Source organism: Streptomyces sp. NPDC048001 (assembly GCF_043203115.1).
Lineage (GTDB): Bacteria > Actinomycetota > Actinomycetes > Streptomycetales > Streptomycetaceae > Streptomyces > Streptomyces sanyensis.
Genome location: NZ_JBIDBN010000004.1, coordinates 37,826 through 64,525 on the forward strand (window position 1 = coordinate 37,826; position 26,700 = coordinate 64,525).

Annotated in this window: 27 protein-coding genes; 9 read left to right on the forward strand and 18 right to left on the reverse strand. The window is 74.5% G+C overall.

Annotated elements, in window-relative coordinates; all coding sequences use genetic code 11:
* Nucleotides 1–197 precede the first annotated feature (197 nt).
* A complete protein-coding gene (locus ACGF15_RS08715) occupies nt 198–590 on the reverse strand; it encodes an ankyrin repeat domain-containing protein (RefSeq protein WP_360650277.1) in 393 nt (130 codons plus the stop codon).
* A 362-nt stretch (nt 591–952) separates the two neighbouring features.
* Between ACGF15_RS08715 and ACGF15_RS08720 the strand changes: the two genes are divergently transcribed.
* Both ACGF15_RS08720 and ACGF15_RS08725 read left to right on the forward strand, forming a co-directional pair.
* Nucleotides 953–1,147, forward strand: coding sequence for a hypothetical protein (locus ACGF15_RS08720; RefSeq protein ID WP_256526690.1), 195 nt, complete (start codon nt 953–955; stop codon nt 1,145–1,147).
* 34 nt (nt 1,148–1,181) lie between these two features.
* Entirely contained in the window at nt 1,182–2,795 is a 1,614-nt protein-coding gene (locus ACGF15_RS08725) for a hypothetical protein (RefSeq protein ID WP_392797400.1), read from the forward strand.
* 99 nt (nt 2,796–2,894) lie between these two features.
* Here the strand turns inward: ACGF15_RS08725 and ACGF15_RS08730 are convergent, their stop codons facing one another.
* Nucleotides 2,895–4,394 (reverse strand): PLP-dependent aminotransferase family protein, encoded by a 1,500-nt coding sequence (locus ACGF15_RS08730; RefSeq protein WP_345615416.1) that lies wholly within the window; start codon nt 4,392–4,394, stop codon nt 2,895–2,897.
* A gap of 99 nt (nt 4,395–4,493) precedes the next feature.
* On the opposite strand from ACGF15_RS08730, the gene ACGF15_RS08735 reads away from it, so the two are divergent.
* The 4 genes from ACGF15_RS08735 (at nt 4,494) to ACGF15_RS08750 (ending at nt 7,927) form a co-directional block, all read left to right on the forward strand.
* Nucleotides 4,494–5,141 carry a hypothetical protein gene (locus tag ACGF15_RS08735; protein ID WP_345615415.1) on the forward strand — a complete coding sequence of 216 codons (648 nt, stop codon included), beginning with the start codon at nt 4,494–4,496 and terminating at the stop codon, nt 5,139–5,141.
* Complete coding sequence (locus ACGF15_RS08740) at nt 5,138–5,902, forward strand: glycerophosphodiester phosphodiesterase family protein (RefSeq protein WP_345615414.1); 765 nt, start codon at nt 5,138–5,140, stop codon at nt 5,900–5,902. The genes ACGF15_RS08735 and ACGF15_RS08740 overlap by 4 nt, the downstream gene beginning before the upstream one ends.
* A 43-nt stretch (nt 5,903–5,945) precedes the next feature.
* Nucleotides 5,946–7,298 (forward strand): MFS transporter, encoded by a 1,353-nt coding sequence (locus ACGF15_RS08745; protein ID WP_362608502.1) that lies wholly within the window; start codon nt 5,946–5,948, stop codon nt 7,296–7,298.
* 254 nt (nt 7,299–7,552) lie between these two features.
* Nucleotides 7,553–7,927, forward strand: a complete 375-nt coding sequence (locus ACGF15_RS08750) for an RNA polymerase-binding protein RbpA (protein ID WP_026278069.1) — start codon at nt 7,553–7,555, stop codon at nt 7,925–7,927.
* Between the two features lie 230 nt (nt 7,928–8,157).
* On the opposite strand, the gene fxsA is transcribed toward ACGF15_RS08750, so the two are convergent.
* The 4 genes from fxsA to ACGF15_RS08770 all read right to left on the reverse strand — a co-directional run bounded on the left by fxsA (nt 8,158) and on the right by ACGF15_RS08770 (nt 12,172).
* The gene (fxsA, locus tag ACGF15_RS08755) at nt 8,158–8,727 is read right to left on the reverse strand and encodes an FxsA family membrane protein (protein ID WP_345615412.1); all 570 of its coding nucleotides are present in this window, start codon (nt 8,725–8,727) and stop codon (nt 8,158–8,160) included.
* A 47-nt stretch (nt 8,728–8,774) separates the two neighbouring features.
* Complete coding sequence (locus ACGF15_RS08760; RefSeq protein ID WP_345615411.1) at nt 8,775–9,572, reverse strand: polyprenol monophosphomannose synthase; 798 nt, start codon at nt 9,570–9,572, stop codon at nt 8,775–8,777.
* Nucleotides 9,573–10,096: 524 nt separating this feature from the next.
* The gene (locus tag ACGF15_RS08765) at nt 10,097–11,722 is read right to left on the reverse strand and encodes an amidohydrolase (protein WP_392797404.1); all 1,626 of its coding nucleotides are present in this window, start codon (nt 11,720–11,722) and stop codon (nt 10,097–10,099) included.
* Nucleotides 11,723–11,731: 9 nt separating this feature from the next.
* On the reverse strand, nt 11,732–12,172 hold the full coding sequence (locus ACGF15_RS08770; protein WP_256526701.1) for an Lrp/AsnC family transcriptional regulator: 441 nt from the start codon (nt 12,170–12,172) through the stop codon (nt 11,732–11,734).
* Nucleotides 12,173–12,376: 204 nt separating this feature from the next.
* On the opposite strand from ACGF15_RS08770, the gene ACGF15_RS08775 reads away from it, so the two are divergent.
* Nucleotides 12,377–12,781, forward strand: coding sequence for a hypothetical protein (locus ACGF15_RS08775; protein WP_345615409.1), 405 nt, complete (start codon nt 12,377–12,379; stop codon nt 12,779–12,781).
* 172 nt (nt 12,782–12,953) lie between these two features.
* Here ACGF15_RS08775 and ACGF15_RS08780 read toward each other — a convergent pair whose 3' ends face one another.
* The 3 genes from ACGF15_RS08780 to ACGF15_RS08790 form a co-directional block, all read right to left on the reverse strand.
* Nucleotides 12,954–14,126: an acyl-CoA dehydrogenase family protein gene (locus ACGF15_RS08780; protein ID WP_362614639.1), complete on the reverse strand. Its 1,173-nt coding sequence runs from the start codon at nt 14,124–14,126 to the stop codon at nt 12,954–12,956.
* A 230-nt stretch (nt 14,127–14,356) separates the two neighbouring features.
* Nucleotides 14,357–14,506: an SCO1431 family membrane protein gene (locus ACGF15_RS08785; RefSeq protein ID WP_345615407.1), complete on the reverse strand. Its 150-nt coding sequence runs from the start codon at nt 14,504–14,506 to the stop codon at nt 14,357–14,359.
* A 120-nt stretch (nt 14,507–14,626) separates the two neighbouring features.
* Entirely contained in the window at nt 14,627–15,973 is a 1,347-nt protein-coding gene (locus ACGF15_RS08790) for a C39 family peptidase (RefSeq protein WP_392797407.1), read from the reverse strand.
* Nucleotides 15,974–16,181: 208 nt separating this feature from the next.
* On the opposite strand from ACGF15_RS08790, the gene ACGF15_RS08795 reads away from it, so the two are divergent.
* Both ACGF15_RS08795 and ACGF15_RS08800 read left to right on the forward strand, forming a co-directional pair.
* Nucleotides 16,182–16,793 (forward strand): uridine kinase, encoded by a 612-nt coding sequence (locus ACGF15_RS08795; RefSeq protein WP_392797409.1) that lies wholly within the window; start codon nt 16,182–16,184, stop codon nt 16,791–16,793.
* 376 nt (nt 16,794–17,169) lie between these two features.
* Nucleotides 17,170–19,071, forward strand: coding sequence for an AAA family ATPase (locus tag ACGF15_RS08800; protein WP_392797411.1), 1,902 nt, complete (start codon nt 17,170–17,172; stop codon nt 19,069–19,071).
* Between the two features lie 63 nt (nt 19,072–19,134).
* Here ACGF15_RS08800 and ACGF15_RS08805 read toward each other — a convergent pair whose 3' ends face one another.
* The 9 genes from ACGF15_RS08805 to ACGF15_RS08845 form a co-directional block, all read right to left on the reverse strand.
* Nucleotides 19,135–20,235, reverse strand: a complete 1,101-nt coding sequence (locus ACGF15_RS08805) for a hemolysin family protein (RefSeq protein WP_345615404.1) — start codon at nt 20,233–20,235, stop codon at nt 19,135–19,137.
* Complete coding sequence (locus tag ACGF15_RS08810) at nt 20,232–21,581, reverse strand: hemolysin family protein (protein ID WP_345615403.1); 1,350 nt, start codon at nt 21,579–21,581, stop codon at nt 20,232–20,234. The genes ACGF15_RS08805 and ACGF15_RS08810 overlap by 4 nt, the downstream gene beginning before the upstream one ends.
* Before the next feature lie 241 nt (nt 21,582–21,822).
* Nucleotides 21,823–22,281: a PH domain-containing protein gene (locus ACGF15_RS08815; protein ID WP_345615402.1), complete on the reverse strand. Its 459-nt coding sequence runs from the start codon at nt 22,279–22,281 to the stop codon at nt 21,823–21,825.
* 17 nt (nt 22,282–22,298) lie between these two features.
* A complete protein-coding gene (hisG, locus tag ACGF15_RS08820; RefSeq protein WP_345615401.1) occupies nt 22,299–23,147 on the reverse strand; it encodes an ATP phosphoribosyltransferase in 849 nt (282 codons plus the stop codon).
* 57 nt (nt 23,148–23,204) lie between these two features.
* Nucleotides 23,205–23,477 (reverse strand): phosphoribosyl-ATP diphosphatase, encoded by a 273-nt coding sequence (locus ACGF15_RS08825; protein ID WP_256526711.1) that lies wholly within the window; start codon nt 23,475–23,477, stop codon nt 23,205–23,207.
* A 33-nt stretch (nt 23,478–23,510) separates the two neighbouring features.
* The gene (ribH, locus tag ACGF15_RS08830; protein ID WP_345615400.1) at nt 23,511–23,996 is read right to left on the reverse strand and encodes a 6,7-dimethyl-8-ribityllumazine synthase; all 486 of its coding nucleotides are present in this window, start codon (nt 23,994–23,996) and stop codon (nt 23,511–23,513) included.
* A gap of 164 nt (nt 23,997–24,160) precedes the next feature.
* Complete coding sequence (locus ACGF15_RS08835; RefSeq protein WP_362614449.1) at nt 24,161–25,441, reverse strand: bifunctional 3,4-dihydroxy-2-butanone-4-phosphate synthase/GTP cyclohydrolase II; 1,281 nt, start codon at nt 25,439–25,441, stop codon at nt 24,161–24,163.
* On the reverse strand, nt 25,438–26,094 hold the full coding sequence (locus ACGF15_RS08840; RefSeq protein ID WP_345615398.1) for a nicotinamide mononucleotide transporter family protein: 657 nt from the start codon (nt 26,092–26,094) through the stop codon (nt 25,438–25,440). The genes ACGF15_RS08835 and ACGF15_RS08840 overlap by 4 nt, the downstream gene beginning before the upstream one ends.
* A complete protein-coding gene (locus ACGF15_RS08845) occupies nt 26,091–26,699 on the reverse strand; it encodes a riboflavin synthase (RefSeq protein WP_392797415.1) in 609 nt (202 codons plus the stop codon). The genes ACGF15_RS08840 and ACGF15_RS08845 overlap by 4 nt, the downstream gene beginning before the upstream one ends.
* Nucleotide 26,700 lies beyond the last annotated feature (1 nt).

Consider the following 26,700-nt stretch of genomic DNA (forward strand, 5'->3'; position numbering starts at 1 on the left):
CATGTTCCTCTGCCTCTCTTCGGCGCCCCAGGGGAGTTCCCGGACGGGGGTCCGGGGCAGGGCTGACGTCATGATGACCCACGCATTTCGCCACCGCGACCACATTTACGACGCCTTCCGGGCCGGTGGCCGGGCGTGCCGCGGCCCGTCGGCGGGGGCCGGCGGACACGGTGCGGCGGCACGGAGCATGCCCGCACTCAGCGGGCGTCGAACAACTCCAGGAGGTCCGTCTTCCCGAACATGCGGGCCGTATCCACGGCGGAGGGGGTTCCGGCCCCCGGGTCGGCCCCTCCGGCCAGCAGCGAGCGGATCACGGCGCCCTCCCCCTTGAACACGGCTCCGGCCAGGGGGGTCTGCCCGCGGTCGTTGGGGCGGTCCGGGGCCGCGCCGCGGGCGAGCAGCGCGTCGACGGTGGCCGCGTGGCCGTGGTAGGCGGCGAGCATCACGAGGGTGTCGCCCTTGTCGTTGGTCAGGTCCGCGGGGACGCCGGCGTCCAGGTAGGCGGCGAGGGTCTCGGTCTCTCCGCGTCGAGCCAGGTCGAAGACCTTGGTCGCCAGTTCGATCACTTCGGAGTCCGGGACTTCGCTCATCGGACGGCCGCCTTTCTTCGTGGAGGAGGGGTCTCTTCGTGGAGAGGGGTCGCACGGCGGCTGCGGCCGTGCGAGTGAACCGACAGGGTACTGCCCGTCGCGCAGGGCGATCCGGAGCCGGGCGCCGGGCACACCCGGCGGGCGACCGGGCCCGGTGCCCGCGACGGCGCAGGGAGCGCGGGCCGGAAGCGGAATCCGGTGGCGGCCCGGTGCCGACCGCGGGGCGACGGGGCGCGCCCGCCGCACTGACCCAAGGGGATGAAATTCATCATATTTCACTCTTATGCGGCTTTTCTCATATAGATACCGGCCGTAAGGATGGAACAACTCATGGTGATTGTCCCCTCACCCAGGAGAAACTCATGATCCTGTCCATCTCGGGCGTCGTCCTGCTCGGCATCATCGTCTTCCTCTTCTTCCGCAAGGACGGACTCAAGGCCTCGCACGCCTTCGTCTCCGCACTCTTCGGCTTCTTCCTCGCGGGCACCGCGATCGCGCCGAGCATCACGGCGGGCACCACGAGCCTCGCCGGGCTGCTGGGCGGGATCCAGTTCTGACACCCGACGACCGACGAGACTCCAGGAGACAGCTGTGGCCCGGCGACCACTTCCCCGCATCCTGACCAGCGGTAGCGCACAGATCGCCCGCAGCCGCGAACTGGCGCGCACGGCCGCCGACAGTGCCACCGACGTCCTCCATCCGCTGATCACGATCAGCCGTGGTCTGCGGAAGCTGGCCGCCACGGCCCGCGGCAGGTGGGCCGCCACCCCGAAGGAACGGCGTGGTCCCACCCTGTTCTTCGTGGCGGCCGGCGTCCTGGGGGTCGCGCTCATCCCGTACGGGCCGCTGATCGCCCTGATCACGGTGATGGCCGCGGCCGCCTGGGCGGGCCGCGTCAGGGAGCCGGTGCGCACCGGCCCCGACGAGGCGGAGAGCGCACGGCTGAGCGCGCTGTACGAGGCGCTGGTGCCGTACTTCCGCGCCGACGGCGACCCCTCCCCGCTCTACTCCCACGGCGGGGACTGGAGCCGGGCCCTCACCCGCCACTCCTTCGACGCCGAGGGGCGCCTCTCCTCGCTGCGCCTGTCCTATCCGCCGTACTTCACCGACTCGGAACCCGCCGCACGCGAGCGGATCGAGCGGCTGCTCCACGCCAAGTCCGGCCGGGGCCGCGAGTACCGCTTCCGGTGGGACGAGGAGGGCAACCAGCTCGACCTCGACGTGCTCCCGCCGCTGTCCACCGCGATCGGCGCCCAGACGTTCGTGGCCTCCCCCGGCGAGGCCGTCCTCGGCTTCACCGACGCCGACGCGGAGCCGCGGACCATGCCCGTGACCGCGGGCGGCGAGACCGTCCAGGCTCCCCCCGTCCTGTGGCGCACCGGGCCGCGGTCGCACGAACCCCATCTGCTGGTGCTGGGCGGACCGGGCAGCGGCACGACCACCCTGCTGCGCTCCCTCGCCCTGCAGGCCCTGCGCCACGGCGACGTGCTGATCGTCGAGGGAGGCGACACCGACGCGTACGCGTGCTTCACCGGCCGACCCGGTGTGGTGGCCGTCGAGCGCGGCCTGGACGGTGCGCTGGCGAGCCTCGACTGGGCGGCGCGGGAGACCGAGCGGCGCCTGATCGAGGCCAACCGGGCCCGCCAGGCGGGAGCCCCGCTGCCGGAGGACGTCCGGCGCCCGCTGTGGATCCTGGTCGACCGCCCCGGCGCGCTCGGCGACACGGCCGCGGCGGACGGGCGCACCGACCCGCGGGAGCACCTGCGCGTCCCGCTGCGGCACGGGCGCGCCGCACAGGTCACCGTGGTGGTGGCCGAGCAGCCGGAGGCCGCCGCGGCGCTGGGCGAGGCGGTGCACACCCACACCCGGGCGCGGGTCCTGCTGGGCCCGGCCACCGGCGAACAGGTCGCGGCGGTGCTGGGCGAGGCTCCGCCCACCACCCCGCCCGCGGACGTCCCCCCGGGCCGCGGCTACGCCCGCCTCGGTGCCGGGCCCGTGCTGCGCGTCCAGGTCCCCGCCACGCCCGACCCCTTCGACGAGACGGCACCCAGGGAGCGGCGGCGGGCGGTGCTCGACCTCCTGCCGCCCCGCCCCGACACGGTCGAGGCGCTCCCCGCGGAGACCGGGGACACCGCTCCCCCCGCGCCGGCGGCGGCGCCCGCGGCGCCCGACCGGCAGGTTTCCGCCGTGCCCGCCGAAGGCTGAGCCGCACCGCCGCCGCGGGCGGCCGCCGGGCCTCCGGCAGCCGTCCCGCACACCCCCGCCGGCCGGGTCCCGCTCCCCGCGGGTCCCGGCCGCGGCGCGTCAGGCCACGAAGGTCCGGGGGGACTCGGCCCCGGTGGAGGCGCCCGTGCGGACCAGTCGAGCGGCGGCGGCCAGGCGCACCGCGGCCTCGTCGGCCACGGGCCCGCCGACCGTGAAGGGCAGGCGCACATAGCCCTCGAACGCACCGTCCACGCCGAAGCGCGGGCCGGAGGGCACCCGCACTCCTACCCGCTCCCCCACCTCGGCGAGGCGCGAGCCGGACAGACCACCGGTGCGCACCCAGAGCGTCAGCCCGCCGTGCGGGACCTCGAACTCCCAGTCGGGCAGCTCCCGGCGCACGGCGGCGACGAGCGCGTCCCGGTTCTCCCTGGCCTGGTCCCGGCGAGCCGCCACCGCGTCGTCCCAGCCGCCAGTGCGCATCAGCCAGTTCACCCCCAGCTGCTCCAGCACCGGCGTGCCGAGGTCGGCGTAGGCCCGGGCGGCCACCAGCGAGCGGATCACGTCCGGCGCCGCGCGGACCCAGCCGATGCGCATCCCGGCCCAGAACGCCTTGCTCGCCGATCCGACGGTCAGCACGGTCGACCCGGCCGGATCGAAGCCGCACACCGGCCGCGGCAGCGCGACCCCGGGGTCCAGGCAGAGCTCGGACATCGTCTCGTCGACCACCAGGACCGTGCCCGCGCTCCGGGCCGCCTCCACGAGCGCGCGCCGCTGCTCCTCGTCGGCGAGCGCGCCGGTGGGGTTGTGGAAGTCGGCCACCACGTAGGCCAGCCGCGGTGCCGCCTCCCGCAGCACCTGGCGCCAGCGCGAGAGGTCCCATCCGCTCAGCCCGTCGGCCATCGCGACCGGGACCAGGCGCGCACCGGCCTCGCGCATGAGCTGGAGGATGTTGGCGTAGGAGGGGGACTCCACGGCGATGCGCTCGCCGCGGCCGGCGAAGAGGTGGCAGATGGCGTCGATGGCCCCCATGGCGCCGGTGGTCACCATGATCTGCTCCGGCATGGTGGGGATGCCGCGCGCGGTGTACCGGTCGGCGAGCATCTGCCGCAGCGAGGGCAGACCCGCGGGGTAGTCGCCGTGGGTGTGGGCGTACGGCGGCAGCTCCTCCAGGGCGCCCTGGAAGCCCTGGGTCAGCCAGGGCTCGGGGGCGGGCAGGGCGGCGCAGCCCAGGTCGATCATGGAGCCGAGCGATTCGGGCGGCAGGGGCTCCAGCCCGCGGGCGGGCAGCGGGTTGCCCGCGGGGACGGAGGTCCAGCTGCCGGCGCCGCGGCGGGATTCGAGGAAGCCCTCGGTGCGCAGGGCCTCGTAGGCGGCGGCCACGGTGGTGCGGCTGACCGACAGGGCGAGCGCCAGTTCCCGCTCGGCGGGCAGCCGGGCCGCGACGGGCACCCTTCCCTCCAGCACGAGCAGCCGGATGCCGTCGGCGAGCGCGCGATAGGCCGGGGGACGGCGGGTGCCGGGACCGGCGGGGCGGGGCTGCTGGGAGGAGAGCTGGCGGGCGAGCTGCGCCGCACCGACCGCTGAAGTCCACTGGGACATGGAAGTCAGTCCACCTTCCTCGAATTGGCCATGGTTGGCGCATGTTCCATAGCCACAGAGTGACACGCATCGGTCCACTACCACCACGGGGGGTCTCCCATGTCCGCGCTGATGCTGCGCCGGCTGGTCCAGTTGTACGTCGGGCTCACGCTGTACGGAGCGAGCTGCGCCCTGCTGGTCCGCGCCGGACTGGGCCTGGAGCCCTGGGGTGTGCTCCACCAGGGGCTGTCCGGCCTCACCGGCCTGTCCATCGGCACGGTCTCCATCCTGGTGGGCGCCGCGGCACTGCTGCTGTGGATCCCCATCCGCCAGCGGCCGGGACTCGGTACGGTGTCCAACCTGCTGGTCATCGGGATCTCGATGGACGCCTTCCTCGCCGTCCTCCCGGACGCCCGCGCGCTGCCCGTGCGCGTCGCCCTCCTGGTGGGAGGCGTCGTGCTCAACGGCATGGCCACCGGCCTCTACATCGCGGCCCGCTTCGGCACCGGCCCCCGCGACGGGCTGATGACCGGGCTGCACCGCTTGACCGGCCGCTCGATCCGGCTGGTGCGCACCGCCCTGGAGGTCGCGGTGGTGACCACCGGCTTCCTGCTGGGCGGCTCGGTGGGGGTGGGGACGGTGCTGTACGCGCTGGCCATCGGCCCGCTGACCCAGGCCTTCCTGCGCGTCTTCGCCGTCCCCGAGCCCGTGACGCGCAGCACAGTGGTCGCCGACTCGTCACCCGGGCAGGCCATACTGCGGCGGTGACCCGCATACCCCACCCCTATCTCGACCACCCCTCCACCCTGGCGTTCGCCCACCGCGGCGGCACGGCGGACGGGCTGGAGAACACCGCCGCGGCCTTCCGCCGCGCCGCGGAGGCCGGTTACCGCTACTTCGAGACCGATGTGCACACCACGCGCGACGGGCGGCTGGTGGCCTTCCACGACAGCACGCTGGACCGCGTGACGGACGGCCGGGGCCGGATCGGCAGGCTGAGCTGGAGCGAGGTGAGCCGGGCACGGGTCGCCGGCCGGGAGCCGCTGCCGCTCTTCGAGGAACTGCTGGAGGAGTTCCCTCAGGCCCGGTGGAACGTCGACCTCAAGGCGGAGTCCGCGCTGGAGCCGCTGGTCGGCCTGATCGCACGGACCGGGGCCTGGGACCGGGTGTGCGTCGGCTCCTTCGACGAGGGCCGGGTGGCCCGGGCCGCCCGGGCGGCCGGGCCCCGCCTGGCCACCTCCTTCGGGGTCCGGGGCGTCCTGGCGCTGCGGCTGGCCTCGCTCGGCCTGCCGGTGCCCGTGCGCGAGGGGGCGGTGTGCGCCCAGGTCCCGGAGCGGCAGGGCGGCGTGCGGGTGGTGGACCGCCGGTTCGTCCGGGCCGCGCACGCCCGCGGTCTGCAGGTGCACGTGTGGACGGTGAACGACGCGGCCTCGATGGAACGGCTCCTGGACCTTGGCGTGGACGGCATCATGACCGATCATCTTCAGACGCTGCGCGCCGTGCTCACGGACCGCGGACTGTGGGTCTGACCATCCGGGCGCTGCCGCGCCCGGCACGAACGAGGGGGCGCGGATGACGGCGGGCACCACCGACCGCACGACGGACGACGGGGCGCGGGAGCGCCGGCGCGAGCAGCGGGGCTGGTACTTCTACGACTTCGCCTGCTCGGTCTACTCGACGAGCGTGGTCACCGTCTTCCTCGGCCCGTACCTGACCTCGATCGCCAAGGCCGCGGCCGACGCGGAGGGCTTCGTCCACCCGCTGGGCATCCCGGTCAGGGCCGGTTCGGTCTTCCCCTACGCGGTCTCCGTGTCGGTGGTGGTGGCCATCCTGGTGATGCCGTTCGCCGGAGCGCTCGCGGACCGGACGGGCCGCAAGAAGCCCCTGCTGGCGGCCGCCGCCTACGTGGGGTCGGCGGCGACCACGGGCATGTTCTTCCTGGACGGGCACCGCTATCTGCTGGGCGCGCTGCTGCTGATCGTGGCGAACGCCTCGCTGGCGGTGTCGATGGTGCTCTACAACGCCTACCTGCCGCAGATCGCGGAGCCGGAGGAACGCGACGCGGTCTCCTCGCGGGGCTGGGCCTTCGGGTACACCTCGGGCGCGCTGGTCCTCGTGGTCAACCTGGTCGTGTACTCGGGGCACGAGTCCTTCGGGCTCACCGAGGGCGAGGCGGTGCGGATCTGCCTCGCCTCGGCCGGGCTGTGGTGGGGCGCCTGGACCGTGGTCCCGCTGCGCCGCCTGCGCGACCGGAAGGTCTCCCCCGCCGGCGACGGCGCCGTGACCTCGGGCTGGCGCCAGCTGCTGGCCACCCTCCGCGACATGCGGCGGCACCCGCTGACACTGGCGTTCCTGCTGGCGTACCTGCTCTACAACGACGGCGTGCAGACGGTCATCTCCCAGGCCTCCGTGTACGGGTCCGAGGAGCTGGGCCTGGACCAGACCACCCTGATCACGGCGGTGCTGCTGGTGCAGGTGCTGGCGGTCGCGGGGGCGCTCGGCATGGGCCGCCTGGCGAAGGCCTACGGCGCGAAGCGGACCATCCTGGCCTCGCTCGCGGTGTGGACGCTGATCCTGGTCTGCGGCTACTTCCTGCCCGCGGGCGCGCCGGTGTGGTTCTTCTGCCTGGCGGCCGGCATCGGCCTGGTCCTCGGGGGGAGCCAGGCGCTGTCGCGCTCCCTGTTCTCCCATCTGGTGCCGCGGGGCAAGGAGGCGGAGTACTTCTCGGCGTACGAGATGAGCGACCGGGGGCTGAGCTGGCTGGGGCCTCTGGTGTTCGGGCTCGCGTTCCAGGTGACGGGGAGCTACCGGGATGCCATCATCTCCCTGGTGATCTTCTTCGCCCTGGGCTTCGTCCTGCTGGCCCGGATCCCGGTGCGAGCCGCGATCGCCGCCGCGGGCAACCCGGTCCCGGACCGCGTTTAGACGCGGACGGTAAAGGGCGGTAGTGTACGCCTTTGGCCTGCCAGGCGGACCGTTACTGCGCGCCCAAGAGTGAAAGACGCTGGGTGACATCTGGTCTCAGATGTGACAAACCGGGCGCTGGTGGGTAGAACAAGGGCGGCACGACGGGCGACGCATGACCCGCAACGGGAATCTTCACCGCCGACCGGACGTTGACCGGATGACGACGACAGCGACACCTGTCCTGTGGGCGACAAGCCCGGGAGGCACGATTCATGAGTGAGCGAGCTCTTCGCGGCACGCGCCTCGTGGTGACCAGCTACGAGACCGACCGCGGCATCGATCTGGCCCCGCGCCAGGCGGTGGAGTACGCATGCGAGAAGGGGCATCGTTTCGAGATGCCGTTCTCGGTCGAGGCGGAGATCCCGCCGGAGTGGGAGTGCAAGGTCTGCGGAAGCCAGGCGCTCCTCGTCGACGGGGACGGCCCCGAGGAGAAGAAGGGCAAGCCGGCGCGCACGCACTGGGACATGCTCATGGAGCGGCGCACCCGCGAGGAGCTGGAGGAGGTGCTGGCCGAGAGGCTGGCCGTCCTGCGATCCGGCGCGATGAACATCGCGGTGCACCCGCGCGACAGCCGCAAGTCCGCGTAACGGCGCCGCCCGCGCGGAACCGGCACAGCACGGCAAGGCCGCGGGCCGGACCACACGAGGATGTGGTCCGGCCCGCGGCCTTGCCGTGTTCCCTCTCCCCCGCCCCGGGCGGCCCCTCCCCCGGTGGCCGGCCACCCGGCGGGGCCCTACCGTCGGGCGCACGCCGGACGGTCAGGTCAGGGCTGGCCTGGCGTGGCCTGGCCTGGTCAGCCGCGCGCCGGACGGTCGGCTCAGGACGCCAGCGGCGGGCGGGGGCCGGAGCGGTCCTCCCCGTCGCCGCGGTGCGCGGGGCCGTCCTCGCGGATGACCTCGCCCTGGACCACCTTGCCGTCCGGCCGGCGCATCCGGGCCTGCTGGAAGGCCTCGCCGATGCCCCCGGGCGCGGCCCGGTTCATCCGGCGCTCCAGGGAGCGCTCGGTGGCGCGACCCAGCAGCCCCCGCACCGGCGGCAGCAGCAGAACCAGGCCGAGGACGTCGGAGACCAGGCCCGGGAGCATGAGCAGCAGGCCGCCGAGCATCATCAGCCCGTCGCCCTCGCCCCGGCGCCCGGCGGCCTCCTGCGGCCGCTGGAGTGCTTCGGAGAGCCGGGCGAAGGCGCGGCGCCCCGCCCTCTTGATCACCAAGGCCCCCAGGACCGCACCGCCCAGGAGGAGGGCGAGCACGGTGAGCCCGCCGGCCGCGTCGGCCACCACGGTCAGCAGCCAGATCTCCAGGACCAGCCAGGCGGCGACGCCGAGCGGCAGGAAGGTGCGCAGGCGGGAGCGCCCGGGGGTGGTCGGGGTGCGTGAACCGGTCGTCATGGCACCCAGTGTGCCTGGGCCCCGGCGCGCGTGGCGTAAGGAGGGGGTCAGCGCCCCGCGGTGCCCCGCCCCAGCAGCCTGCCCGCGCGTCCGCCGACGCCCCAGGCGGTCACCCGCCACAGCGCCTCGACCACGATGTCGCGGTTCATCTTGGAGTCGCCGAGCTCCCGCTCCACGAAGGTGATCGGCACCTCGACCACATGGAAGCCCGCTTCCACGGCCCTGCGGGCGAGGTCGACCTGGAAGCAGTAGCCCTGCGAGGCCACGTCGTCGAGGCCGAGCCCCTGCAGCGTCTCGGCGCGGAAGGCGCGGAAGCCGCCGGTCAGGTCGCGGATGGGGACGCCGAGCAGCATCCGGGAGTAGGTGCTGCCGCCCCGGGACAGGAGTTCCCGGTGCCGCGGCCAGTTGACGACGCGGCCGCCCGGGACCCAGCGGGAGCCGAGGACCAGGTCCGCGCCCTTGAGGGCGGTGAGCAGCCTGGGCAGTTCCTCGGGCTGGTGGGATCCGTCGGCGTCCATCTCCACCAGGACGCCGTAGCCGCGCTCGATGCCCCAGCGGAACCCGGCGAGGTAGGCGGCGCCCAGCCCCTCCTTGCCCCTGCGGTGCAGCACGTGCACCCGGTCGTCGCCAGCGGCCAGTTCGTCGGCGAGCTTCCCGGTGCCGTCGGGGCTGTTGTCGTCGGCGACGAGGACGTCCGCCCGGGGGACGGCCTCGCGGACCCGCGCCACGGCCGACGCGATGTTCTCGGCCTCGTTGTAGGTCGGGATGATCACCAAGGTCCTGCCGAGCGGGCCGTACTGCCTCCCCTGGGATCCACCTCGGGGAACCGCACCACCGTCGTTCACTGCTGCCCCTTAAAGTCCGTACGCAGAGCCCCACCTTAGCGAGGGCTGCGGACGGCTCGGCGCGCGGTGGCCGATCACCGGCGGCGGGACAGCACCCGGCGCGGGGCGCAGCCGCCGGGGTTCCGCGGACCGGGCCCGGCGTCCTTCGGGCCGACCTGGGGCCCGCTGGCTGCGGGTCGACCGAGAGCCGTTGTCTACTGAACGCCGGGCCCCACCCGGGTCGCACCGCCTTCCGGCCGAAACCTTCCCTCTGCCCCCGAGGCGCGGGCGCTGAACCTGGCTCCCGGTGGTGGTGCGCCGGTGCGGCACGCCACCCCATGACCCAGCGGCGTTCGACGACTGCGTGGACGGTGCCGGTCGGACCGTGAGCGGTGGACCCGGCCGAACCTACCGGCCGGTGGGCGCACGCTGTCAACAGCCCTCCCACCGGCGGGTATCCGTCGAACGGCCAGGTCAGCGGGGAAGATCCGCAGGTCGCGGCGGAAGGCCGCGGCCCGCGGCGGACGGTGCGGGAGGGGTGGACGTCACCCGATCGGTCCCGGGAAGACCGTGCGACCCGCGACGACGGTCCGCAGGCAGACCGGCAGGCCGACGCCGGGAGTGAGGTCGGGCAGGCCCGGGGTCCCGGACCGGGGGTCGGTCGACCAGCGGGCGACCCGGTCGTCGGGGGCCTGCACCACCAGCGCCCCGGTCTCCCAGACGGCGTAGTCGGCGGGGGCTCCGGGGACCAGGACCCCGGCGTCGTCGCGGCCCACGGCCCGCCATCCGCCCCGGGTGTGCGCGGTGAACGCGGCGCGCACCGAGATGCGGTGCTCCGGGGTGCGGTGGAAGGCGGCGGCCCGCACGGTCCCCCACGGGTCGAGCGGGGTGACGGGGCTGTCGGAGCCGAAGGCGAGCGGCACCCCGGCGCGCAGCAGCGCGGCATAGGGGTTGAGGCTCCGGGCCCGCTCCGCGCCGAGCCGCGCCGCGTACATCCCGTCCTCGCCGCCCCAGGCCGCGTCGAAGGCGGGCTGGACGGAAGCGGTCAGCCCGAACTCGGCGAAGGCGGCGACGGCCTCGGGGGCGAGCAGTTCGGCGTGCTCGACCCGGTGGCGGGCGGCACGGACGCGGGCGAGCCCGAGCTTGTCCGCCGCCTCGCGGAAGCCGTCGGTCACGGCACTCAGGGCGGCGTCGCCGATCGCGTGGAATCCTGCCTGGAGCCCGGCCTCCGTGCAGGCGACGACATGGGCGGCGATCTCGGCGGGCGCCAGCATGGCGCGGCCGGTGTGGGGGGCGTCGGCGTAGGGCTCGTGGAGGCAGGCCGTGTGGGAGCCGAGCGATCCGTCGGCGAACAGGTCGCCGGCCGCGCCGACGGCGCCGAGCCGGCGGGCCCGGTCCACGTCCAGGTCGGCCCAGTAGCCCACGACACGGGGTCCGGGCTCCTCGCCGGCCAGCCGCAGCAGGCCGGTGAAGTCGTCCTCGCCGGAGATGTGCGGGCCTCCGCACTCGTGCACGGTCCCGATGCCCCGGGAGGCGGCGTGGCGCAGGGCGGCGCGCTGCGCCTCGGTGCGCTGGCGCGGGGAGACGGCGGCGTGGGCCGCCTCGCGGACCGCGTGGTGGGCGTCGGCGGTGAGCGGCTCTCCGTCGCGGTAGCCGTCCAGGGAGCGGACGCCCGGGACGAGGTCCAGCATCGCCGTGGTGACGGCGGCGGAGTGGACGTCGACACGGGTGAGGTAGAGGGGCCGTCCGCCCGTGAGGGCGTCGAGTTCCTCCCGGCCGGGGGCGCGGCCCTCGGGCCACCGGGAGGCGTCCCAGCCGTGGCCGAGGAGCACGCGGTCGCCGGGGTGCTCCTCGGCATACCGGCGCACCAGGGCGCCCGCCTCGGCGAGGGAGGCGGCGCCGCCGAGGTCCAGTCCGGTCAGGGCCAGCCCGGTCGCGGTGGTGTGCACATGGGAGTCGGTGAACGCGGGGGTGACCAGGGCACCGTCGAGGTCGACGATCTCGTCGGCACCTGCGGCGAAGGCGTCGGCCGCGCCTTCGGCGCCGACCCAGGCGACGTGCCCCCGCTCGACGACCATGGCGGTGGCGAAGGGGTCGGCGGGGCTGTGGACTTCTCCCCCGCGCAGCAGCACGGTGCGGTCGTCGCTCTGGGGGTCGGTGCGCGTGGTCATGGACCAAGCCTAGATACGCGGAGGCCGTGCCTCGTACGGGGTGGACAGGACCACGGTGGTGCGGCTGGAGACGCCCGCCAGGGAGCGGATCCGGGTGAGCAGGTGCTCCAGCTCCAGCGGGGTGGCGACGCGAACCTTGAGGATGTAGTTCTCGTCGCCGGCGACGCTGTGGCACGCCTCGATCTCGGGGACGTCGGCGAGCCGGTCGGCGATGTCGTCCGGGGCGCTGGGGTCGAAGGGCTTGACCGAGATGAACGCGGTCAGCGGCAGGCCCACAGCCTCGGGGTCGACGACCGCGGCGTAGCCGCGGATGACGCCGCGCTGCTCCAGGCGCCGCACGCGCTGGTGCACCGCCGAGGTGGACAGGCCGGTGGCCTTGCCCAGGTCGGTGTAGCTCATCCGCCCGTCCCTGACGAGCAGTTCCACGATCTGACGATCCAGCTCCTCCATGCGGATCAACCTATTGCCCCGGGCGGTCTTCGGCACAGCCCGGCGGCGTTCGGGGGCCGGCACCGGGCCAGGGTGTGACCAACGCCACAGGTTTGCCCCGCCGTCGGCCGTGACCTCATGGTTATACGGCCCTCCCGATGGGCATTGCTTCGTGTGGTCGAGGCCACAAGCGCCTGATCGGCCCATCCGAGGGGGAGATTCTCCATGCAGAGCACCAAGAACCGCGGCCGTTCCGAACCGGAGCCTGTTGATCCGGCGTACCCGGTCGACTCCGACACCTTCGATCCGTACGACACCTTCGGCACCTACCGGGTCGTCTGCCCGGACTGCGCCCAGCCCATCGCCCTGCTGGAGGACGAGGACGTGCTCCCCGAGCACGGGCGCTGCGCCACCCCGTGGAACCCCTTCGGCCTCACCGTGTGCGACGGCACCGGCCGGCCCGTGGGCGACACCCGCCCCGCCGACGACTCCGCGGCCCTCCAGGACCAGGACACCGCCGTGGTGCTGGCACTGCCGCAGGGGCTCGACTGGCGGACGCAGCCCTTCTCCCACGTCGGGGGCCCCGGGTCGCGTCCGATGAGGCTGCCGGGGCTGCGCCGGGCCGCCTGACGGCCCACGGCGCGCCGGCCGCGGACCGCGGGGGTGGTCCGCGGCACCGCCCTGTGCGGGCCCCGGGGGCGCAGCGCCCGCCCCGGCGCGGCGCGCGACGCGCGGCCCCCTCTCGCCGGAGGCGACCCGCCGGGCGCGGCGGACCGCACCCGGCGGACGGGCCGGGGGCCGGTCAGCGGGTCTCGGGCCCCGTCAGATGGCGGGCGATCACCATCCGCTGGATCTGGTTGGTGCCCTCGACGATCTGCAGCACCTTGGCCTCGCGCATATAGCGCTCGGCCGGGAAGTCCTGGGTGTAGCCGTAGCCGCCGAGGATCTGCACCGCGTCGGTGGTGACGCTCATGGCCGCGTCGGTGCAGAACAGCTTGGCCATCGCCGCCTGCCGGGAGAACGGGCGCCCCTGGTCCCGCAGACGGGCCGCGGACAGGTAGAGGGACCGGCCCGCCTCGATCCGCGTCGCCATGTCCGCGATCATGAAGCGCAGGCCCTGGAAGTCGGCGATCGGCCGCCCGAACTGCCGGCGGTCGGTGGCGTACTCCACCGCGGCGTCCAGCGCGGCCTGTGCGACACCGACGGCGCAGGCCGCGATCCCCAGGCGTCCGGAGTCGAGCGCGGCCAGCGCGATCGAGAAGCCCTGCCCCTCCTCGCCGACGCGGCGGGCGTCCGGGACGCGCACCCCGTCGAAGTGGACCTGGGCAGTGGGCGAGCCCTTCATGCCCATCTTCTTCTCGGGCGCCGCGGCGCTCAGCCCGGGAGCGTCGCCCGGCACCAGGAAGGCGGTGATCCCCCGGGCGCCCTCGCCGCCGGTGCGGGCGAGCAGTGTGTAGAAGTCGGCCACGCCTCCGTGGGTGATCCACGCCTTGGTGCCGTTCACCACCCAGTCGTCACCGTCGCGCACCGCCTTGGTCCGCAGCGACGCGGCGTCCGAGCCGGCGGCCGGCTCGGAGAGGCAGTAGGCGCCCAGCAGCCCGCCGCCGAGCATGGCGGGCAGGTGCTCGGCCTGCTGCTCCTTGGTGCCGAACCCGGCCAGCGCATGGCAGGCGAGGGAGTGGACGCTCACCCCGAGGCCCACGGTGAGGCGGGCGGAGGCCAGTTCCTCCAGCACCTGGAGGTACACCTCGTACGGCTGGTCGCCGCCGCCGTGCTCGGATGCGTAGGGCAGCCCGAGGAGGCCGGACTCGGAGAGGAGGGAGAAGACCTCGCGCGGGAAGACGCCCGCCTCCTCCTGCTCGGCCGCGCCGGGGGCGATCTCCCGCTGGGCGATGTCGCGGACCAGGGCGATCAGGTCCCTGGCCTCCTCGGTGGGCAGTTGACGGTCCACCGGCTGCTGGGCGCGGTCGGGCATTGCGGCGCACTCCTCCCTGTCGGGCGCTGCGGCGGTCGCGCGCACGGGGTGTCGGAGCGCGCCGCCGATTGTCCTGCCACGGCCGATGCTGCCCTTCCGGATCACGGAAAAGGCTGGTTGGCGGCTGTGGCGCGTCGAGTATGCCCGATCGGCGGGCTCCCGTCACGGGTGGACGGCGAAGCCGTGATCACAACCGGGGCCCGGGGCCTGCCGGGCCCGCGGAGGGAGGGTCAGAGCAGACCGAGCCCGCTGACCAGCATGGCCAGGACCACCACGAGGACCCAGCCGAGCGCGTGCTCCAGGAGGTCCGGGCCCTCGCCGGGGCCCCCGGTGCGGGTGCGCGGCGCGGGGGGAGCGGCGGTGGCGGCGGTCGCGGTCATGACGGTTCTCCTCGGTCGTGGGAGCGGGACGTCCCCCCGGCACCCGCCCACAGTGCCAGCCCCCGGGGCCCGGAGGCAGAGGGGGCAGCGGTGCCGAGAGAAACGTCACGGGAGGCGGGATCAGCGCACCCCCGCGGCCGCGAGCGCCGCGCGCTGCGCGTGGGTGGCCCGGGCGGGCCAGACCAGGTAGCAGACGCCGCCCGGTCCGGGCAGCGTCCGCCCCTCGGGGCCGCGCCGCCGGGTGCGCAGCCACAGGGGTGCCCACTGGGAGCGGCGGTAGACGCGCCGGACACCGGCGCCGTCCGGAGCCGCGGGGTCGTGGCAGACGACGTCGCCCGCGGCCGAGAAGCCGACCACCGTCATCAGATGGCCCGCGGTCCCGTAGCCCGCCCCGGTCAGCTCCTCCTGAGCGAAGGAGAGCGAGGCGATCACGGGGATGCCCGCCGCGATCAGCCGCTCCAGGTCCGCCATCGAGCCGAGCCGGGTGACGACGGCGGAGAGGCCCGGGTAGGAGGCCGCGTACGCCGTGTTGAACGCCCAGTTGCCGCAGCCCTGGTACCCGTGGTCGTAGGTGGCGCGGGCCGCGTGGCAGACCTGCGGGTCGCCGTAGGCGGGGTCCACCCAGGCGAGGTCGCCGGCGTCCGGGCGGCGGCCCCAGTACTCCACGACCATCTGGGAGCATGCGGGGCTGCACCACGCCTCGCCGCCGCCGTCGTACTCGGGGTACCGCCCGGTGTGGACGTTCTGCGAGTAGGCCGGCAGCACCAGCTCCCCGGCGAGGCGGGGCTCCTCGGCGGGCACACCGGAGCGGTCCGGGACGCAGGAGGCCATGGCCCCGGCCCGCCACACCAGCGGTGTCGCTCCGCCGCCCGGCCGGCGGTGGAGGGTCAGACGCAGCCGGAGGGCGGCGAAGCGCGTCCCGGCGGCGGGGTCGTCCACGGCCAGGGTGTCGGTGTGCACCGAGGCCCGGCCGTCGCCCTGGCCGCCGGCGGAGGTGCGCCGGATGTCCTCGTCGCCCGAGGCCCAGCAGCCCATGGTGAACCAGGGCGTCCGGGTGCCGTCCCCGTAGCGCGCGCGGAGTTCGGCGCGAAGCCAGGTCCCGGACGGGGTGCGGGCGTTCCACGAGGCGACGGCCTCGGTGGCCGGGACGGCCGGACGGTGCCAGGGGGAGGTCCACACCGCGTACTCCCAGGGCTCGCTGCGTCCGGTGTGGGGGTCGGTGCGCGCCAGGGTGCCCACGGGGGTGCCGATGACCAGGCCGGGGCGCAGCGAGGGCAGCACGCGGGTGCCCTCCGTCCTGCCGCCGCGCCAGTCGGTGTACGTGGACCAGAAGCGGTTGTCTACGGCGGGGGGCTCTCCGGCCGGGGCCCGGACGGGTCCGCCGGCCGAGGCGCGTGGTGCCGCGGCGGCGGCGGCCGCCGCGAGGGCGGCGCCGAGGACGGTTCTGCGCGAGGCGGCTCTGGCCATGAAGGACCCCCAGGTCGGGTGCGCGGTGCCGGGGCGTGCCGCGGGGGGAGCGCCCGGCCCGCCGCGCGGGCGGACGGCGCCGGCCTCCCGAGACGCCCCGGGGCCACTATCGCCTCCGGGGCGGGCGCGGCAAAGCACCGCGGGGTGCGACGCGGCCGGGCGGCTGCCGCGGTCGTCTGTTCCGGGCGCGGCGCTACAGTGGCGCGCCATGGACCTCCTCCGACCGCTCGCCGAGCGGCTCCACGCGCTCGCGCCGTCCTGCGGCCGCTCGCGCCTGGTCGCCGTGGACGGTCACGCGGGCTCGGGCAAGAGCACCTTCGCGGGACGCCTCGCCGCCGCGGCCGAGGGGCCGGTGCCGGTGCTGCACCTGGACGATCTGGCGACGCACGAGGAGTTGTTCGACTGGACCGGGCGGATGCTGGAGGAGGTCGTCGAGCCGCTGGCGCAGGGCAGGGCGGCCCGCTTTCACCCGTACGACTGGAATCTGCGCCGCTTCCTCGCGCCCCGGGTGCTCCCGGCCGCTCCCCTGGTGCTGGTGGAGGGGGTCGGCGCGGGGCGGCGCGCGTTGCGGCCGCATCTGGCGGCACTGCTGTGGATGGACCGACCGGCCCAGCGCTCGTGGGCCCGGGGCCGGGGGCGGGACGGGCCGGAACTGGCCGCGTTCTGGGACGGCTGGATGCGGGCGGAGTCGGCCCACTTCGCGGCGGACCCCTCACGCCCCTTCGCGGACCTGCTGGTACAGGAGTGCCCGGAGGGCTACCTGTGGCGGAAACCGCCCGAGGGTGCACCATCCCAGGGCCCGGAATGTCACCGCGAGTGACCGTCTGGATGCCGCATACCGGTCGGTCGGGATTCCGGCCGCACCGAGGCCCGAACTCTGCTTGACCGAGGGGGCGCGGAGGTCTTACGTTCTCAATAAGCGGCTTCTCGAAGTCGCCGCAGACGCGAAGCCCCCGGTTGTTCCCCCGTGATCGGGGGCTTCGTTCTGCCCTGAAACCCCTCCCGCGGACACGCGATCCGAGTGCCTCCATGACCCTGGGTAGTCGCACACGCTCCGCCGACGCGGTCTTATTCCCCTCCCTCCGCGCGGGTACGATGCACCCCGGTGGGCTCAATTCCCGTCCGTGCCGTGCCTGTTGGCCGCCCCGCCGGTGGGCGCCCCGGCGCGGGAGAACGGGTGCACGGTGTGCGGGGGGATGGTGGAGAACCCTATGGACGAGGGCGCACGGAGCGCACGCACTCCTGCCGAACTGGCCTGGCTGCGGGGCGTGGACGCCTGCACCATGGGCGCCTACCCGCAGGCCGAGGAGGAGTTCCGGGCCGCGGTCGGGCTCGACCCCGGCATGGCGGACGCCTGGCTGGGGCTGCACGCCCTCCGCGTCGACACCGCGACGGCCCTGCTCCATATGCACCGCCACCGCGAGCGTTTCGGCGAGCAGCGCACCCGCCACCACCGCACCCTCAACTCCTGGTACTGGCTGGGCTGGTGGGTCCAGCCCGTGCTGGAGAGCCCGCGCGACCTGCTGCTCGCGCACGCCTCCCACTGGCTCGACGGCCGCCATATCGCCGAGCTGGACCGGGCACTCGCCGGGCTGCCGCCGGTCGACGCGGACCCCCAGGTCCGCTTTCTGCACGCCTGCCGGTCGTACCTGGTCAAGGACTGGGAGCAGCTGGTCCGCCACACCGAGCCCCTGGTCGACGATCCGCTGCTGGGGATCGAGGCCGGTCTGTTCGGGGGCATGGCGCGGGTGCGGCTGGAGATGTACGGCCAGGCGGAGCCCATCCTGGCCTCCGCCCTGATGCGCTGCCGCAGCGAGCAGCCCCAGCGCAAGGAGCTGCGCTACTGGCTCGCCCGTGCCCGGGAGGGCACGGGGCGCAGCGCCGCGGCCCTCCCCCTGTACCGGGCCGTGCACCGGGTCGACCCGTCCTTCATGGACACCTCGGCGCGGCTCGCGGCCATCGCCGCGTACGACGGCTTCGACGGGATCGACGCCTGCGACGAGGCCACGGACCTCGCCGCCGTCTCGCTGGCCGGGTACGAGGCGGACGCCGACCGGCGGCCCGGGAGCGAGGCGCCCGCGCCCGCGGACCGGCTCGGGGCGGAGCCGCCCGGCCAGGTCCCGGCACCCCCGGCCGCGCCGGGCGACCCGTTGCGGCACCGGTCGGCCACCGCACGGACGGCGGCACCGCGGTTCCCCTCCGGGCCGACGGACTCCGCCCTGCTGGCACGGGCACTCGGCGAACTGGAGCGCATGGTCGGGATGGAGCCCGTCAAGCGGCAGGTGAAGGCCCTGTCCGCCCAGCTGGAGATGGCCCGCCTGCGGGCGGGGCAGGGGCTGCCCGTCCAACCGCCCAAGCGCCACTTCGTCTTCTCGGGTCCCTCGGGGACGGGCAAGACGACGGTCGCGCGCATCCTCGGCCGGGTCTTCTACGCACTGGGGCTGCTCGGCGGCGACCACCTCGTGGAGGCCCAGCGCTCCGACCTGGTCGGGGAGTTCCTCGGGCAGACGGCGGTCAAGGCCAACGAGCTGATCGACTCGGCGCTCGGCGGGGTGCTCTTCGTCGACGAGGCGTACAGCCTGTCGAACTCGGGCTACAGCAAGGGCGACGCCTACGGGGACGAGGCACTGCAGGTCCTGCTCAAGCGGGCCGAGGACAACCGCGACCACCTGGTGGTCATCCTGGCCGGATACCCGGAGGGCATGGACCGGCTGCTGGGCGCCAACCCGGGGCTGTCCTCCCGCTTCACCACCCGGGTGGACTTCCCCTCCTACCGGCCCCTGGAGCTCACCGCGATCGGCTCCGTGCTGGCGGCCGAGAACGACGACGTCTGGGACGCGGAGGCCCGCGAGGAACTGCTCTCCATCAGCGGCCATGTGGTGGGGCAGGGCTGGATCGACGAGCTGGGCAACGGGCGCTTCCTGCGCACCCTGTACGAGAAGAGCTGCGCCTACCGGGACCTGCGCCTGTCGCAGTACCCGGGCACCCCGGGGCGCGAGGACCTGTCGACCCTGCGGCTGCCGGACCTGATGCAGGCGTACGGGGAGGTGCTCTCCGGCCGGGGCCCGGCGGGGCGCGGCCCGGACCCGCAGGGCTGACCCGGCGGGGACCGGGCGGGCCCGGCCGCCCCGGTGCGGACACCCGGGCGGCCGGGCGGGGGCTCAGGCCACCAGGGCCGAGGAGGGCGCCGCCGGGGAGGCCGGGCGGCCCGGTGCCGTGCGCGGCACGGCGACCCGGTGGGCCGGGTCGCGCACCTCCCCGACAAGGGTCTCCAGCACGTCCTCCAGGGCCACGACACCGAGCACCCGGCCGGAGGCGTCGGCGACCTGCGCCAGGTGCGTGGCGGCCCGGCGCATCGCGGTGAGGGCGTCGTCCAGGGGCAGTTCGGCGGGCAGTGTCGCCATCGGCCGCCAGGTCCGCGCGGGGACGGCCCGCTCGTCCTCCTCCAGGTCCAGCACGTCCTTGACGTGGAGGAAGCCCAGGAAGGGCCCGGTGCCGCCGGAGCAGACCGGGAAGCGGGAGTAGCCGGTGCGGACGGTCAGCTCCTCCACCTGCCGGGGGGTGACGGACGGGGGAACGGTCACCAGCGCCCCGCGCGGGACGAGCACCTCGCTCACCGGGCGGCTGCCGAGCACCAGCGCGTCCCCCAGGCGCTCCTGCTCCGCGGGGTCCAGCAGACCGGCCTGACCGGCGTCCCGGACCAGGCGCCCCAGCTGGTCGCTGGTGAAGACCGCGTCGAGTTCGTCCTTGGGCTCGACGCGGAAGGCCCGCAGCACGAGCGCGGCCACGGCCCCGAGGGCCGCCGTGACGGGTCGGCACAGGCGGGCGAAGCCGACCAGGGCGGGGGCGAGCCGGAGCGCCGTCCGCTCGGGCGCGGACATCGCCAGGTTCTTGGGCAGCATCTCCCCCACCACCAGGTGGAGGAAGACCACCGCCGCCAGGGCGATGGCGTAGCCGAGGGGATGGACCAGCCCTTCCGGGACCCGGGCCCAGTGGAACACCGGCTCCAGCAGGCGGGCCACGGTGGGTTCGGCGACCGCGCCGAGGGTCAGGGAGCAGACCGTGATGCCGAACTGGGCGGCCGCCATCATCTGCGGCAGGTTCTCCAGCCCGTGCACGACGCGCCGCGCCCGGGCGGACCCCTGCGCGGCGAGTGGCTCGATCTGGCTGCGCCGTACCGAGACCAGGGCGAACTCGGCACCCACGAAGAAGCCGTTGGCGACGACCAGGAGCAGCGCGAACACCAGGTGCAGCGCGCTCACCGGACGGCCTCCACCAGCGCGGGGCCGACGGCGGCGGGCCGGGAGCGCACCAGGTGCACCTGCTCCGCGCGGTGGCGGTCGACGCGGCGCACAGTGAGGTGCCAGCCCGGCAGCTCGGCGGTGTCGCCGGCCGCGGGGATGCGGCCCAGCAGGTCGGCGGCGAGCCCGGCGACGGTCCCGTAGGGGCCGTCGGGGACCTCGATCCCGGCAGCGCGCAGGGCGGCGACGCGGCAGCTTCCGGCGGCGTGCCAGGCGGGGCTGCCGTCCTCGGGCGGGGCGGGGGCCAGCTCGGGCCGGTCCCGGTCCTCGGCGTCGTGCTCGTCGCGGACCTCGCCCACCAGCTCCTCGACGATGTCCTCCAGGGTGACCACGCCCGCGGTGCCGCCGTACTCGTCGACGACGACCGCCATCGGCTGCTCCTTGCGCAGCCGCTCCAGCAGCAGCCGCACGGGCAGGGTCCCCGGGACGCGCAGGGCGGGCGCGGCGATCCGGGCGACGCTCACCCGCGGCCGTTCCTCGGCACGCACGGCGAGGGCGTCCTTGAGGTGGACCGCGCCCACCACCTCGTCGATGCCGGCCCGGTACACGGGGAAGCGCGAACAGCCGGTGGCGCGCGTCAGGTTGAGCACGTCGGCTGCGGTGGCGTCCTCGTGGAGGGCGTTGACGCGCACCCGGGGGGTCATCAGGTGCTGGGCGGTGAGGTGCCCGAGGGACAGGGTCCGGACGAACAGCTCGGCGGTGTCCTGCTCCAGGGCCCCGGCCCGGGCCGAGTGGAAGGCCAGCGACCTGAGCTCCGCCGGGGTCCGGGCGGAGGCCAGCTCCGCCGCGGGCTCCACGCCCATCAGCCGCAGGGCGCGGTTGGCGGTGGCGTTGAGCAGCGCGATGACCGGGCGGAACAGCGCGGAGAAGCGGGTCTGCGGACCGGCGACGAAGCGGGCCACCTCCAGGGGGCGGGAGACCGCCCAGTTCTTCGGCACCAGTTCGCCGACCACCATCTGGACGGCGGAGGCCAGCAGCATGCCGACGACGACGGCCGCGGTGGACACGGCTCCCGGGGGCAGGCCGGTCGCGGCGAGCGGGGCGCCCAGCAGCCGGGCGAGCGCCGGCTCCGCGAGCATGCCGACCACCAGGGAGGTCAGGGTGATGCCGAGCTGGGTGCCGGACAGCTGGAAGGAGAGTTCGCGCAGTGCGTCGACGACGCGGGCGGCACGCGGGTCGCCCGCGTCGGCGGCGCGTTCGGCGTCCGGGCGCTGGACGGTGACCAGGCCGAACTCCGCGGCCACGAAGAAGCCGTTGGCGAGGACGAGGACGAAGGCTGCGGCGAGCAGCGACAGGGCGATGATCATGCCGCCGCCCCAGGGGAGGGGGCGGCGCAGGTACTGCCGGACGATCCGTCCATTGCCGGAGGGAGTCACTCCTCGGGTAGCAGGGGGGACCCCGCCGGCGCCTGGGCGGCGTGGGGTGCGGGGCGGGGCGCACCGGGCGCCGCCGCGCACCAGACTAACGGGGGGCGGACGCGATGGCGCCGGAACGTGCGCGCCCGGGTGGCCGCCGTCCGGGGGCGGGGCGGCGGGCCGCCGCCTCCCGTCAGCCGCCCTGCTCCGCGCCCGTTCCCCTGCTCTCGGCGAGAGCGCGCAGCGCGCGGGCGTCGGCGATGGCCTGCGCCTTGGCGATGCCGGGCTGGATGCCCAGCGCGGGCAGGCTGGTGCCGTCGCTGAGGTCGAGGAAGACCCAGGGGTCGCCGGGGCGCAGGTTCACCCTCAGGATCTCGGCCCAGGCGAGCCGGCGCGTACGGGTGAGGTTGACGACCGTCACACCGGTCTCGTCGGCCACCACCTTGGGGCGGCTGAGCAGGGCCAGGACGCCGAAGAAGAGCAGGGCGACGAAGACGAAGCTGGTCCGCTCGGCGGCGCTGAGCCGGTCGAGCAGGAGCGTGACGGCGATGATCACGGCGGACATCGCCGCGCCCACGGTCAGCAGCACGATCCTGGTCCGGGTGGGCCGGAAGGTGACGGGGAGCGCGGGCGGCGGTGCGGGGTGGTTCACGGGGCAGTCCCTCGGCCTCAGAGGCGGCAGGCGTGGATCGCCGTGGTCAGGATGGCGCGGGCGCCCAGGGCGTAGAGGTCGTCCATGATCCGCTGCGCCTCCTTGGCGGCGACCATGGAGCGGACGGCCACCCAACCCTCGTGGTGCAGGGGGGAGATGGTCGGCGACTCCAGGCCCGGGGTGAGGGCGACGGCCTGCTCCAGGTTCTCCACCCGGCAGTCGTAGTCCATCATCACGTAGCTGCGCGCCACCAGGACGCCCTGCAGGCGGCGGAGGAACTGCTGCACCCGGGCGTGCTCGGGGTCGGCCCCGGTGCGCCGGATGACGACCGCCTCGGAGGTCATGATGGGCTCGCCGATGACCTCCAGCCCGGCGTTGCGCAGGCTGGTCCCCGTCTCCACGACGTCGGCGATGATCTGCGCCACGCCCAGCTCGATCGCGGTCTCCACGGCTCCGTCGAGGTGGACGACGGAGGCGCCGATGCCGTTGTCGGCCAGGTGCTTGGCGACGATGCCCTCGTAGGAGGTGGCCACGGTCATCCCGCCGAAGTCCTCCACGCCCTTCGCGGTGCCGGGCTTGGTGGCGTAGCGGAAGGTGGAGCGGGCGAAGCCGAGCTGGAGGATCTCCTCGGCGTCCGCGCCGGAGTCGAGCAGCAGGTCGCGGCCGGTGATGCCGATGTCGAGGCGCCCGGAGCTCACGTAGATCGCGATGTCACGGGGGCGCAGGTAGAAGAACTCGACCTCGTTCTCGGGGTCGACGAGGACGAGTTCCTTGGACTCCTTGCGCTGCTGGTAGCCGGCCTCATGGAGCATCGCCGACGCAGGTCCGGACAGTGAACCCTTGTTGGGTACGGCGATGCGCAGCATGAGGCGGGCTTCCTTCGTTCTCGTGTGGGGCGGTGGTGCGTACGGGGGGCGGGCGGCTCAGAGATGGGCGTAGACGTCGTCCAGGGAGATGCCGCGGGCGACCATCATCACCTGGACGTGGTACAGCAGCTGGGAGATCTCCTCGGCGGCGGCGTCCTTGCCCTCGTACTCGGCGGCCATCCACACCTCGGCGGCCTCCTCGACGACCTTCTTGCCGATGGCGTGCACCCCCTTGTCCACCAGTTCGGCGGTGCGGGAGGTGGCGGGATCGCCGTGGGCGGCCTTCTGCTGGAGCTCGGTGAAGAGCTCCTCGAACGTCTTCTTGGACATGGTGGTCCCACCCTACGCGGAATCGGGGTCCGCTCAGCGCCAGGGTTCGGATACTGAACGCAGGACGGTCGCGGTGGCCACGGCAGCGGTGACCGCTTCGTGCCCCTTGTCCTCGTTCGAGCCCTCCAGGCCCGCGCGGTCCAGGGCCTGCTCCTCCGTGTCGCAGGTGAGCACCCCGAAGCCGACCGGCACACCGGTGTCCACGGAGACCTGGGTCAGGCCCTGGGTGACGCCCTGGCACACGTACTCGAAGTGGGGGGTTCCGCCGCGGACGACGACGCCGAGGGCGACGATCGCGTCGTAGCCCCGGCCCGCCAGGACCTTGGCGACGACCGGCAGCTCGAAGCTGCCGGGGACCCGGAGCAGGGTCGGCTCGTCGATGCCGAGCTCGTGCAGCGCGCGCAGCGCGCCGTCCACCAGGCCGTCCATGATCTTCTCGTGCCACTGCGCCGCGATGACGGCCACCCGCAGGTCCTGGCAGTTCTTCACACTCAGCACGGGTGCGCCCTTGCCGCTCATGTTCTCTCCTCGGCCGCATCCGGTCCGGGGTCCGTTCCGGTGTCGGCTGGTGTCGGGATCGGTTCCGTTCGGTACTGCAGGTTCGGTACTGCAGGTTCGGTACTGCAGGTTCGGTACTGCGCCGGGCCGCCCGCCGCTCACGGGGCGGGCAGACCGGTCCCCCGCTACTGGTTGCCGCAGGCGGACGCCCCGGGGCCGTCCAGCCACGGCAGGTCGTGGCCCATCCGGTCGCGCTTGGTGCGCAGGTAGCGGAGGTTGTGCTCGCCCGCGGTCACGGGGACCGCCTCGCGCCGCAGGACGCGGATGCCGTGGCGGGTGAGGGCGGTCACCTTCTCGGGGTTGTTGGTCATCAGCCGGACGCTGCGGGCGCCGAGGTCGGCGAGGATCCGGGCGGCGGCGGCGTAGTCGCGGGCGTCGGCGGGCAGGCCCAGCTCCAGGTTGGCGTCCAGCGTGTCGCGGCCCCGCTCCTGCAGTTCGTAGGCCCGCAGCTTGGACATCAGCCCGATGCCGCGGCCCTCGTGGCCCCGCAGGTAGACGACGACGCCGCGGCCCGTCTCGGTGACCCGCCGCATGGACTCCTCCAGCTGGGGGCCGCAGTCGCAGCGCAGCGAGTGGAAGATGTCGCCGGTCAGGCACTCGGAGTGGACGCGCACCAGCAGGTCCTCCCCGTCGCCGAGGTCGCCGTGGACCAGGGCCACGTGTTCGACGCCGTCGACGGTGGAGCGGTAGCCGTAGGCGGTGAAGCGGCCGTGCCGGGTGGGCAGGTCCGCCTCCGCCTCGCGCCGGACGGTGGGTTCGGCGCTGCGCCGGTAGGCGATCAGGTCCTCGATGGAGACGATGGTCAGCCCGTGCTTGCGGGCGAACGGCACCAGCTCGGGCAGCCGCAGCATCACGCCGTCCTCGCCCGCGATCTCCACGATGGCCCCGGCGGGGCGCAGCCCCGCGAGCCGGGCCAGGTCGACCGCGGCCTCGGTGTGCCCGGGCCGGGTGAGCACGCCGCCGGGCTTGGCCCGGAGCGGGAAGACGTGCCCGGGGCGGACGAAGTCGGCCGGTCCGGCGCCGCCGTCGGCCAGCAGCCGCAGGGTGGCGGACCGGTCGGCGGCGGAGATGCCGGTGGTGACCCCGTGGGCCGGGCCGGCGTCGACGGAGACGGTGAAGGCGGTCTGCATCGACTCGGTGTTGTCGGCGACCATCTGGGGCAGTTCCAGCCGGTCCAGCTCGGTGCCCTCCATGGGGGCGCAGATCAGGCCGCGGCACTCGCTCATCATGAAGGCCACGATCTCGGGCGTGGCCTTCTCGGCCGCGACCACCAGGTCGCCCTCGTTCTCGCGGTCCTCGTCGTCCACGACGACCACGGGACGTCCGGCCGCGATGTCGCGGACGGCCTGTTCCACCGGGTCGAGGGCCAGGTCGCCGTCCGTGTACCACTCGGGCAGTGCCGTCATGCGGCCGCTCCTTCCGCTGCGGGGGCGGCGGCGCCCGTGCGCGAGCGCTGCCACCAGTCGTAGGCGCCCCAGACCACGAGGGCGAAGTAGATCACGTAGACCAGGCCGGAGAAGGCCAGGCCGCTGCTGAACGCGAGGGGGACGCCGACCAGGTCCACCAGCAGCCAGGCGAACCAGAACTCCACCAGGCCGCGGGCCTGGGCCACCATCGCGACCAGCGTGCCGACGAAGATGTAGGCGTCGGCCCAGGGGCTCCAGGACAGCGAGGGGAAGGCGGTGAACAGGCTGCCGACGGCGGCGGTGCCGAGCACGGCCCCGGCGATGAGCCAGGCCCGTTCGCGGGCGTCGGCGAACCGGACGGCGATGCTGCCGTCCTGTGCGCGGCGGCGGCCCCGGGTCCACTGGCGCCAGCCCCAGGCGGCGACGGCGATGACCAGCAGCTGCTTGCCGACGCCGCCGCCGAGCTGGGCCGAGGCGTAGGCGCCGACCAGGATCACCCCGGAGAGCAGCTGCGCGGGCCAGGTGAGCACCGAGCGGCGCCAGCCGAGCGCGAGCGCGGTCAGGCCCAGGATGTTGCCGAGCATGTCGGACCAGAGGATGTGCTGGCCGAAGGCGGTGAAGGCCTCCCCGTTGAGCCAGCCGAGGCCGCTCACCGGGCGCCCCCCGCCGGGCCGGTGCCGAGCAGCCGCTCGACGTACTTGGCGATCACGTCGACCTCCAGGTTGACCGGGTCCCCGGGCTGCTTGAGGCCGAGGGTGGTCAGGGCGAGCGTGGTCGGGATGAGGCTCACGGTGAAGTCGTCGACTCCGGCCTCGACGACGGTGAGGCTGACGCCGTCGACGGTGATCGAGCCCTTCTCGACGACGTAGCGCGCGAGTCCCGCGGGGAGCGAGATCCGCACCAGTTCCCAGTGCTCGGAGCGGGTGCGCCCGGCGATCGTGCCGGTGCCGTCGACGTGGCCCTGGACGATGTGGCCGCCGAAGCGCCCGTCGGCGGTCATCGGGCGCTCCAGGTTGACCCGGGAGCCGGTCGTCAGCGCGCCGAGGCTGGAGCGCCGCAGGGTCTCGGCCATGACGTCGGCGGTGAACTGGCCGTCGGCGGTGTCCACCACGGTGAGGCAGACGCCGTTGACGGCGATCGAGTCGCCGTGCCTGGCGCCCTCGGTGACGAGCGGGCCGCGCAGGCGGAAGCGGGAGGCGTCGCCGAGGTCCTCCACGGCGGTGACCTCACCCAGTTCTTCGACGATTCCGGTGAACAAC